The organism is Candidatus Methylomirabilota bacterium (genome assembly GCA_036002485.1).
In the GTDB taxonomy this organism is placed as follows: Bacteria; Methylomirabilota; Methylomirabilia; order Rokubacteriales; family CSP1-6; genus AR37.
The window spans coordinates 1-10439 of sequence record DASYTI010000012.1 but is presented as its reverse complement, the minus strand read 5'-3'; the positions used below and the strand labels follow the sequence as shown (position 1 = coordinate 10439).

At 67.5% G+C, this 10439-nt stretch carries 8 protein-coding genes and 1 pseudogene; all 9 read right to left on the bottom strand.

Features of this window, described 5'->3' with window-relative positions; translation table 11 throughout:
• A partial coding sequence (gene ilvC / locus VGT00_01600; protein ID HEV8530091.1) for a ketol-acid reductoisomerase occupies positions 1 to 841 on the bottom strand: 841 nt, incomplete at its 3' end.
• A gap of 121 nt (positions 842 to 962) precedes the next feature.
• Positions 963 to 1442 (bottom strand): annotated as a pseudogene (gene ilvN, locus VGT00_01595) (acetolactate synthase small subunit).
• Between the two features lie 20 nt (positions 1443 to 1462).
• Entirely contained in the window at positions 1463 to 3217 is a 1755-nt protein-coding gene (gene ilvB, locus VGT00_01590) for a biosynthetic-type acetolactate synthase large subunit (protein HEV8530090.1), read from the bottom strand.
• A 168-nt stretch (positions 3218 to 3385) separates the two neighbouring features.
• Positions 3386 to 4273, bottom strand: coding sequence for a dihydrodipicolinate synthase family protein (locus VGT00_01585; protein ID HEV8530089.1), 888 nt, complete (start codon positions 4271 to 4273; stop codon positions 3386 to 3388).
• Entirely contained in the window at positions 4266 to 7049 is a 2784-nt protein-coding gene (gene ppdK, locus VGT00_01580) for a pyruvate, phosphate dikinase (protein HEV8530088.1), read from the bottom strand. The genes VGT00_01585 and ppdK overlap by 8 nt, the downstream gene beginning before the upstream one ends.
• A gap of 145 nt (positions 7050 to 7194) precedes the next feature.
• Positions 7195 to 7953: a FadR/GntR family transcriptional regulator gene (locus tag VGT00_01575; GenBank protein HEV8530087.1), complete on the bottom strand. Its 759-nt coding sequence runs from the start codon at positions 7951 to 7953 to the stop codon at positions 7195 to 7197.
• Positions 7953 to 8657 (bottom strand): TerC family protein, encoded by a 705-nt coding sequence (locus VGT00_01570; protein HEV8530086.1) that lies wholly within the window; start codon positions 8655 to 8657, stop codon positions 7953 to 7955. The genes VGT00_01575 and VGT00_01570 overlap by 1 nt, the downstream gene beginning before the upstream one ends.
• Positions 8654 to 9334, bottom strand: a complete 681-nt coding sequence (locus VGT00_01565) for a TerC family protein (GenBank protein ID HEV8530085.1) — start codon at positions 9332 to 9334, stop codon at positions 8654 to 8656. The genes VGT00_01570 and VGT00_01565 overlap by 4 nt, the downstream gene beginning before the upstream one ends.
• A 28-nt stretch (positions 9335 to 9362) precedes the next feature.
• The coding region (locus VGT00_01560; protein ID HEV8530084.1) for a tripartite tricarboxylate transporter permease at positions 9363 to 10439 on the bottom strand (1077 nt) is incomplete at its 5' end.

Here is a 10439-nt window from a genome sequence, read left to right as displayed (position 1 = left end):
CCAGGATCTTCTTCATCTCGGCCTTGGTCTCATCGTTGATGATCCGCGGCCCCCTCGTGTAGTCGCCATACTCCGCCGTATCCGACACCGAGTAGCGCATGTAGGCGAGACCGCCCTGGTAGAAAAGATCCACGATCAGCTTCATCTCGTGCATGCACTCGAAGTACGCGACCTCGGGCTGGTACCCGGCGTCGACGAGCGTCTCGAAGGCGGCCTTGATCAGGTGGGAGACACCCCCGCACAGGGTCGTCTGCTCCCCGAAGAGATCGGTCTCCGTTTCTTCCTTGAAGGTCGTCTCCAGGACCCCGGCGCGGGTGCATCCGACGCCCTTGCCGTAGGCCAGCGCGGTGTCCCGCGCCTTGCCCGACACGTCCTGGTACACGGCCACGAGGGCGGGCACGCCCGGTCCCTGGGTGAAGAGGTCCCGCATGACGTGACCCGGCGCCTTGGGGGCGATCATCGACACGTCGACGTCCGGCGAGGGCACCACCTGGTTGAAATGGATATTGAAGCCGTGGGCGAACATCAGGGTCTTGCCCTTGGCGAGGGTGCCCTTGATGGACTCCTCGTAGATCTGCCGCTGGCTCTGGTCGGGCAGGAGGACCATGATGATGTCCGCGGCGGCGGCGGCCTCGTTGACCGTCATCACCTTGAGCCCGTCCTTCTCGGCCCGGGCCCAGCTGGGGGAGCCCTTGTAGAGGCCGACGAGGACGTTCTGGCCCGAGTCCTTGAGGTTCAGGGCGTGGGCGTGCCCCTGGCTGCCGTAGCCGATGATGGCGATCTTCTTGCTCTTGATCAATCCGAGGTCCGCGTCCTGGTCGTAGAAAATCTTCGCCGGCATGACGTGTGCTCTCCTGTGATGGTTAGTCCGCGAACCCGACCACGCGCGGGTCCTGGCTCGCGGGGTTCGGGCGCGCGGGGGCGGTCTTGCCCAGCTTCTCCTCGACGCGGCGGAGCCGGGCCTTGGGGCTGCGGGCGATAGCCACCTTGCCCGTGCGCACCACTTCCTGGATGCCGAAGGCCCGGAGGAGCTCGAGCATGGCCTCGATCTTGGACTCCTCGCCGGTGACCTCGAGGGTGTAGCTGGCCGCGGTGACGTCGATGACCTTGGCGCGGAAGATGTCCGCGATGCGGAGGATCTCTGCGCGCGCGCTCGGCTCTGCGTTGACGCGGATGAGGAGCATCTCGCGCTCCACGTGCGTCTCCTCGCTGAGGTCGATGACCTTGATGACGTCGATCAGCTTGTGGAGCTGCTTCATCACCTGCTCGATCACGAAGACGTCACCGCGGACGACCAGGGTCATGCGCGACACCGCCGGGTCGAGCGTCTCGCCCACGGACAGGCTCTCGATGTTGTAGCCCCGGGCGGAGAAGAGTCCGGCCACGCGCGAGAGCACGCCGAAGCGATTCTCCACGAGGACGGCGATGGTGTGCTTCTTGATCTCGGGCGCGTCGGCCACGGCTAGAACCCCGTCTGGGACTTCTCGGCGCGCTCGCGGGTCTCCCGGCTGGGCGGCGCGAGGATCATGTCGGTGTTGGCGCCGCCCGCCGGCACCATGGGAAACACGCACTCGTCCTTGTTCACCCACACGTCGAGGAGCACGGGCCCCGGGGTGGAGATCATCTTCTCGAGGGCGGGCACCACGTCGGCGGGCTTGGTAGCCCGGATGCCCGTGCACCCGTAGGCCTCGGCGAGCTTCACGAAGTCCGGGCTCGGCCCGAGATCGACGGCACAGAACCGCTCCTTGAAGATGATCCGCTGCCACTGCCGGACCATCCCGTGGCCGCCGTTGTTGATGATGACGGTCTTGACGGGCAGCCGCTCCTCGAAGCAGGTGGCGAGCTCCTGGCTGTTCATGGCGAAGGAGCCGTCGCCGTCGATGTTGATGACGAGGCGGTCGGGATGGCCGGCCTGCACGCCCATGGAGGTGGGCAGCCCGTAGCCCATGGTGCCCAAGCCCCCCGAGGTGCACCACGAGCGCGGGTGCTTGAAGCGGTAGTACTGGGCCGCCCACATCTGGTGCTGGCCCACCCCGGTGACCACGAGGGCCTCGCCGTTGGTCAGGTTGGAGATCTCCTCGATCACGTACTGGGGCTTGATGACATCGTCGGACCATTCGTAGCGGAGGGGCTGATCTCGCTTCCACTCCGCGATCTGCTCGGCCCATTGCCGGCGCGCTTCCTTGATGGCGCCCTGGGGATACGTCTTCATCTCCTCGCGCACCGCCTCCAGGAGCTTGACGAGCACGCGCTTGCAGTCGCCCACGATGGGGATGTCGACCTTGATGTTCTTCGAGATGGACGACGGGTCGATGTCGATGTGGATGATCTCCGCGCTGGGCGCGAAGGCATCCACGCGCCCGGTGACGCGGTCGTCGAAGCGCGCGCCCACGGCCACCAGACAGTCCGAGTCGTGCACGGCCATGTTGGCGTAGTAGGTGCCGTGCATGCCCAGCATGTCGAGGGAGAGCGGGTGGGCCATGGGGAAGGCCCCGAGCCCCATCAGGGTTTGGGTCAGGGGAATCTGGGTCAGCTCGGCGAGCTCGCGAAGCTCGGGTGACGCGTCGGCGGAGATGGCGCCGCCCCCCACGTACAGGACGGGCCGCTTGGCCCGGATCATGGCCCGGGCCGCCTTCTTGATCTGCCCGGGGTGCCCCTCGTAGGTGGGATTGTACGAGCGCAGGTGCACGCGCTCCGGGTACTCGAAGCTCCACTCCTTGACGAGAATGTCCTTGGGCAGGTCGACGTGCACCGGCCCGGGCCGGCCCGTGGAGGCGATGTGGAAGGCCTCCTTGATGGTCGCGGCCAGATCCTTGCCGTCCTTGACGAGGAAGTTGTGCTTGGTCGCCGAGCGCGTGATGCCGACGTTGTCCGCCTCCTGGAAGGCGTCGTTGCCGATGAGGTGCGTGGGCACCTGTCCGGTGAAGGCCACGATGGGGATCGAGTCCATGAGGGCGTCCTGGAGCGCCGTCACCAGATTGGTGGCCGCGGGTCCCGAGGTGACCAGGCACACGCCCACCTTGCCGGTGGTGCGCGCGTAGCCCTCGGCCGCGTGCCCGGCGGCCGCTTCCTGGCGTACCAGGATGTGACGGAGACCCTCGAAGTCGTACAGGGCGTCGTAGATCGGCAGTACCGCCCCCCCGGGCAGACCGAACACGATGTCCACGCCTTCACGCTTCAAAGACTCCAGCACGATCTTCGCTCCAGGAAGCTTCACAGCTTTACCCTCCTTCGCTGGCTGCCGATAATGGCTCATCTGCGGGAGTGCGGCGAACTCGCTCCTCGCTCAACGTACAGAGAGTACGCCTCGCTCGTCGCTTCGCTCGCCGCCTCGCATCTGAGCCATTCTCGCCAGCCAGCCTCTGGTTGAACCTCTTCCGCCTTCTTACAGCAGCCCCGCCGAGGCGAGGCATTCCTTGACGTCCTCGATGGCGTCGCCGTCCGGCGTGGCCAGTGGCGCCCGGCACGGTCCACCGTAGAAGCCCTGCAAGTCCATAGCGGCCTTGAGCCCGCCTATTCCGAATCGCCCGGTCACGCCCCGGTCCGCCAGCATCATGCGCGCCGCGATCGCCTTGGCTTCTTCCCATCGCCCGTCTCGGGCGAGCCCGTAGACCTCGCACAGCTCGCGGCCGGCGATGGCGGCCAGGGCGAGAACCCCGCCCGAAGCCCCGATGGGCAGAGCGGGCAGCAGGGCCGCCGCCGAGCCCACCAGCACATGGAAGGTCTTGGGGGTCAGATGGATGACGTGGGCCGCCTGCGGGATGTTGCCGGAGGAGTCCTTGATGCCGCACACATTCGGATGCTCGGCGATGCGCGCGATGGTGTCGGGCTCCAGATTGATCCCGGTATTGAGCGGGAAGTTGTAGAGCATGACGGGGATGGGCGAGGCCTCGGCCACCGCGACGTAGTGGCGCACCTGGGCGCCCGCCTGGGCAAAGCCCTTGGTGAAGTAGTGCGGCGTGATGACGATGGCCGCATCCGCCCCGATCTCGGCCGCGCGCTTCGTCTGCCGTATCGTGTGCAGGGTGGAGTTCGCGCCGGTGCCGGCCAGGAAGGCCTTGCCGCGCGGGATCGCCTCGCGGGCCGCCACGAGCACCGCGTCGCGCTCGGCCTCCGACAGCATGGGGAACTCGCCCGTCGAGCCGAGCACGACGTAGCCGGCGAGGTCCGTGGCATTCCACTTGGCCAGATTGGCCTTGAGCCGGTCCGTGGCCACCAGGTCGCCGCGGAAGGGCGTGGGCACGGGAACGTAGACGCCGTGGAAGTCACGCATGAGACCGACCCTTGAGGGTACGGCGCGGCTGCTTGATCTGGGCCTGGGCGGAGGCGAGCCAGGCGATGGGCACCATGTACGGAGAGCACGAGACGTAGTCCATGCCGACGCGATGGCAGAACTCGACGGAGGACGGCTCGCCTCCATGCTCGCCGCAGATGCCGACCTTGAGCTCGGGTTGCGTCCGGCGGCCGCGCTGAATGCCGATCTCGATCATCTCCCCCACCCCTTCCTGATCCAGCACCGCGAAGGGATCGTGGGGGAGCAGCTTGTGCTCCAGGTAGAAGGGCAGGAACTTCCCGATGTCGTCCCGGCTGTAGCCGAAGGTCATCTGGGTCAGGTCATTGGTGCCGAAGGAGAAGAACTCGGCGTGCTCGGCGAGCTTGTCGGCGATGAGGGCGGCCCGCGGCACCTCGATCATGGTGCCCACAGAATACCCGACCCTCACGCCCATCTCCGCCACGGTCTGCCGGGCCACCCGCTCGGTCATCTCGCGGGCGAGCTTCATCTCCGCCACCGTCCCCGTGAGAGGAATCATGATCTCAGGGGGCTCGACCCGCACGCCCCGCTTGGCGACCTCGCAGGCCGCCTCCATGATGGCGCGCACCTGCATCTCGTAGATCTCGGGAAAGGTGATGCCGAGCCGGCAGCCACGGTGGCCGAGCATCGGATTGGCCTCTTGGAGGGCCTCGATCCGCGCCCGGATGGCGCCCAGCTCCTGGTGCCGCGCCGGGTTGATGCCGAGGGCGTCGAGCCTCGTGTACTCCTCGAGCACCTCCTTGTACTTGGGGAGGAACTCGTGGAGAGGCGGGTCGAGGAGCCGTATGGTCACGGGAAAGCCGTGCATGGCCGTGAAGATACCGATGAAGTCCTCACGCTGGAAGGGCAGGAGGCTGTCCACGGCCTTGCGCCGGGCCTGCTCGTCGCGGGCCATGATCATCTCGCGGACGATGGTGATGCGATCCTCCTTGAAGAACATGTGCTCGGTTCGCACGAGCCCGATGCCGACGGCCTCGAACTCCCGGGCCTTGGCCGCGTCCTCCGGCGTGTCCGCGTTGGCGCGCACCTTGGTCGTGCTGACCTTGCGGGCCCACGCGAGCAGTTTCCGGAACTCGTCCGACAGCTCTGGATCCACCAGCGGCAGGGCGCCCATGACCACCTCTCCCGTCGCGCCATTCAGCGTCACCACCTGCCCTTCGCGCACCACCGTACGTCCCGCGCGGAAGAGGCGGTTCTCCTCTTCGACCACCACGTCGCCCGCGCCCACCACACAGCTCTTGCCCCAGCCGCGTGCCACGACCGCCGCGTGGGAGGTCAGGCCGCCCCGGGAAGTCAGTACGCCCTGAGCGGCATGCATCCCGGCCACGTCCTCTGGTGACGTCTCAGCGCGCACGAGGATCACCGGCTCCTCGCGCAGCGCCATCTCCACCGCCTTCTCGGGATCGAAGACGACCTTGCCGACGGCCGCCGCGGGGGTGGCGGCCAGCCCCTGGGCGACCGCCGTGTACTTGGCCTTGGGATCGACCGTTTTCACGAGGAGCTGGTTGAGCGAGGCAGGCTCGACGCGCAGGAGCGCCGTCCGGATGGACTGCTGGTGGCGTTCGGAGGCCTTCTTCACCCGCTTGTCCTCGAACAGCCCTTCCTTCACCATCTCGACGGCGATGCGCACGGCGGCCCCGGCCGTCCGCTTGCCCGAACGCGTTTGCAAGATATAGAGCCGGCCTTCCTGCACCGTGAACTCGATGTCCTGCATGTCGCGATAGTGGCGCTCGAGCCGGTCCTTGATGGCCACCAGCTCGTCGTACATCTTCGGCATGCTCTCCTTGAGCGCGGCGATGGGCTGCGGCGTGCGGATGCCCGCCACCACGTCCTCACCCTGGGCGTTGACGAGGAACTCACCGAAGAAGCGCCGCTCCCCGCTCGAGGGGTCGCGCGTGAAGCACACGCCCGTGCCCGACGTCTCGCCGAGGTTGCCGAAGACCATGGCCATCACGGTCACGGCCGTGCCCCAGTCATCGGGCAGCCCGTGGATGCGCCGATAGTCGACCGCCTTCTTCGCGAACCACGAGTCGAAGACCGCGGAGACGGCCAGCCTCAGCTGCTCGTTCGGGTCCTGCGGGAAAGCTTTGCCCGTGCGCGCCTGCACGAGCCGCTTGGACTCCGCCACGAGCGCCTTGAGCGGCTCGGGCTGGAGATCGGCGTCGGTCTTGGCACCCGCCGCGGCCTTGGCCCGTTCCAGGAGCTCGTCGAAGGCGTGGCGGTCGATCCCGAGCACCACGTCGCCGAAGATGGTGATGAACCGACGATAGCAGTCCCAGGCGAATCGCTCGTTCTTGGTCCAGCGCGCGAGGCCCAGCACCGTCCGGTCATTGAGGCCGAGGTTCAGTACGGTGTCCATCATGCCGGGCATCGAGGCGCGGGCCCCCGAGCGCACGGAGACGAGCAAGGGACGCGCCGGGTCGCCGAGCTTGAGCCCGACGGCGGCCTCCAGACGAGCGAGCGAACCGAGCGCCTGCTCCCAGAGCCCCGCGGGGTGCTTGCGGCCCCCCGTCGCGTAGGCCGACCAGGCCTCGGTCGTGATGGTGAAGCCGGGCGGCACCGGGACGCCGAGATTGGTCATCTCGGCCAGCTCGCAGCCCTTTCCGCCGAGCAGGTGTCGCAGGGCGCTCGACCCCTCCGCCTTGCCGTTGGCGAAGGAGTACACGTACTTGGGGGGGCGAGCAACGCCGCGCGCCGCTTTCGTCCGTGCGCCCTTGCGTACCGTCGCGTGTGCCATCGCGTCGACCCCCTCGGTCGGGCCGCTCGGTCTGCAGAGAAAGTCTGCAGAGAAAGAAAGGCAGGCCCCGAAGAGGCCTGCGTTATCCAGCGATGGTATGCGACCGCATGGTGAATGTCAACGAATATTCTTGCGTGACAGGTACTTACGGGACTTTAGGCCGCTTGCTCCGCGTCTTGACTCGTCTGCGTCGGGCTCGCGCCATGCCCCCGTCAACCCCGCCCATGACAAGTTTCTCGACAGCCGCCAGATGGGCGCGCATCGCGAGATGAGCGGCCGCCTCGTCTCCGCGCCGGATCGCGTCGAGCATGCGGACGTGGTCACGATGTGAGCGAGTCGGCCGCCCCGGCGTCAGCAAGCTTTCCTCGCGACTCTGAGCCAGGAGATCCAGCAAGGCGCTCACGATGCGGACGATGGCGCGGTTGTGGGCGGCGCCGGCGATGGCCGCGTGCAGGGCCGAATCCTGAGCCATCCCCGTCTTGCCCTGGGCCACCTCGCGGGCCTGCTCTTCGAGGATGCGCTCCATCTCGCCGACTTCCTCGCGGGTGGCCCGCCGCGCGGCCAGGGCGGCGATGGCCGGCTCGAGAATGCGACGCGCCTCGAAGAGCTCACCCACGGCCTCGCGGTGAGGCAGGATGACGAGGGCGAGGGGCTCGATGAGCGCCTCCACCGAGACGTCGCGCACGAAGGCGCCCTCGCCGGCTCGGATCTCGATGAGCCCGCGGCTCTGCAGGGAGCGCAAGGCCTCGCGCACCGAGGCGCGACTGACGCGGAAGCGCTCCGCGAGCTCCCGCTCCGGGGGGAGGCGATCACCCGAGGTCAGTCTTCCGTCGGCGATCAGCGCCTTGACCTGACGCACGATGTCCTCGTAGATCCGGATAGACTTGACGGGCTCGAGCTCCATCACGCCCCTCCCCTCTGACCGGCGGGGGCTCGAGCGGCCGACCGCGCACGCCACCAGGCGAGCGCCGTCACCGCCACCCCCAGCACGATCGACAGCCCCACATCGGCGGCGGCGGCGCCCGCCCCCAGCCAGCGCCGGACCATCGGGTCATCCGTGATCATCTCGCCGGCCACATAGCCCAGCACGCCGCCTCCGAGCCAGATGATCCATTCGTGGCGGGCCATGAGGCGAGCGAGGAGTCCGCTGCCCCAGACCACCAGAGGCAGGGAGAGGGCGATCCCGAAGACGACGAGGATCATGTCACCCCTGGCCGCCGCCGCGATGCCCAGCACATTGTCGAGGCTCATGGTCACGTCCGCCATCACGATGATCCAGATCGCCTCCCGGAGCGAGGTGCCGTGTCGCGTCCCCGCATGATCCATGTGGCCGGGGCGCACGAGCCTGATGGCGATCCAGATTAGAGCCAGGCCGCCCACCAGCTGGAGGAGCGGGATGCGCAGGAGAAGGCTCACCACCGCGATGAAGACGACGCGGAGGCCCACTGCCCCCAGCGTGCCCCAGATGCGGCCGACGACCTGCTGGGGGGGTGGCAGGTCGCGCACGGCGAGGGCGATCACGAGCGCATTGTCCCCGGCCAGGGAGATGTCGATCAACACGATGCCGAGCAGACGCGCCCAGAATTCCGGATTCAGCAGAAAGCTCATGCCTTCTTCCGCGAGAGCCGCCACCCGATGGCGGTGAGAGTGCCGGCCATCGCGATGGCCACGGGCACCTTGAGCTTGGCGTCCAGCCCTTCGCCCAGCGCTCGGAGCACCACGGGGTCGTCCAGCAGCATCTCGCCGGCGACAAAGCCTAGGACGCCGCCGCCCACCCAGATGATAGCGGGATAGCGATTCATGAGCGTGGCGAGAACGCCGCTGCCCACGATCACGATGGGCACGGACATCGCGATGCCGATGCCCACCAGCATCATGTCCCCGCGCGCGGCCGCCGCGATGGCGAGCACGTTGTCGAGGCTCATGGTCACGTCGGCCACGAGGATGAGCCATATGGCGTGCCAGAACGACCGGCCGTGACGTCCCCTCTCCGGCTCGCCTCCCTCGGGCTGGACGAGCTTGTAGGCAATCCAGAGGAGCACGAGCGCGCCGGCCACCCTGAGAAAGGCCAGCTCGAGGAGGAGGCTCACGATCCCCACGAAGGCCAGGCGGAGCACGACGGCGCCCACGGTGCCCCAGATCTGCCCGAGGACGCGCTGGCGCCGCGGCAAGGCACGCACGGCCAGCGCGATGAGGACGGCGTTGTCACCGGAGAGGAGGAGGTTGAGGAATGCGATCTCAAGCAGACGGATCCAGAATCCAGGGTCGAGAGCGAGAGACATCATGGGTCGAAGGCGTGGGGCAGCGAGCCCGTCAAGTCTCCCGGGGCTTGACGGCGGCCGCTGGCCCTCCCCGGAGCCGGCGCAGCCAGGGCGTGATCGCCGGCAGGGCGAAAAAGAAGAGCGCCACCGCGGTGATGGCCCCGGAGATGGGACGCTCGACGAAGATCAGGAGCGAGCCCTGCGACATGATCAGGCTCTGGCGCAGAGCATTCTCGGCCAGATCGCCCAACACGAGGGCCAGCACGAGCGGGGCCAGAGGATAGTCGAGCTTCTTGAAGGCATACCCGATCACGCCGAAGATCAGCATATACCAGATGTCGATCATGCGGCCGTTGACCGAGTAGGCGCCGACGGCACAGACGGAAACGATGAGCGGGGTCAGGATGGCGAAGGGCACGCGCAGGATGGCCGCGAAGAGCGGCACGAAGGCCAGCACCATGATCACGCCGATGACGTTGCCCGTGTACATGCTGGCGATGAGGCCCCACACGAACTCCGGCTTCTCTTTGAAGAGCATGGGCCCGGGCTGGAGACCCCAGATGATGAGCCCGCCCAGCATGACCGCCGCCGTGGGCGAGCCGGGGATGCCCAGGGTGATCATGGGCAGGAGCGAGGCGCCCCCCGCCGCATGCGCGGCCGTCTCCGGCGCCACCACGCCTTCGATGTCACCCTGGCCGAAGCGCTCCGGATTCCGCGCGAAGCGCTTCGCGAACGAATAGCTCATGAAGGAGGCCGGGGTCGCCCCGCCCGGCTTGAACCCCATCCAGAAGCCGATGAAGCAGCTGCGCAGGAAGGTCCGCCAGTAGCGCGGGAGCGTCCGCCACGTCTCGAAAACGACGCGCGGGCTCATCTTCGCCGAGGCGCCCTTGAAGGACAGCCCCTCCTCCATGGTCAGCAGGATCTCGCCGATGCCGAACAGGCCGATCACGGCGATGAGGAAATCGAAGCCGTTGAGCAGCTCGGTAATGCCGAAGGTGAGGCGCAACTGCCCGGTGATGGAATCAAGGCCGACGGCAGCGAGCGCAAAGCCCATCATCATCGCGGCAATGGTCTTGAATGGTGGCTCTTTGCTCAAGCCCACGAAGCTGCAGAAGGCGAGGAAATAGAC

Coding starts and splice junctions, on each gene's coding strand:
- VGT00_01585 (HEV8530089.1), bottom strand. CDS start 4,273: ATGCGTGACTTCCACGGCGTCTACGTTCCCGTGCCCACGCCCTTCCGC.
- ppdK (HEV8530088.1), bottom strand. CDS start 7,049: ATGGCACACGCGACGGTACGCAAGGGCGCACGGACGAAAGCGGCGCGC.
- VGT00_01575 (HEV8530087.1), bottom strand. CDS start 7,953: ATGGAGCTCGAGCCCGTCAAGTCTATCCGGATCTACGAGGACATCGTG.
- VGT00_01570 (HEV8530086.1), bottom strand. CDS start 8,657: ATGAGCTTTCTGCTGAATCCGGAATTCTGGGCGCGTCTGCTCGGCATC.
- VGT00_01565 (HEV8530085.1), bottom strand. CDS start 9,334: ATGATGTCTCTCGCTCTCGACCCTGGATTCTGGATCCGTCTGCTTGAG.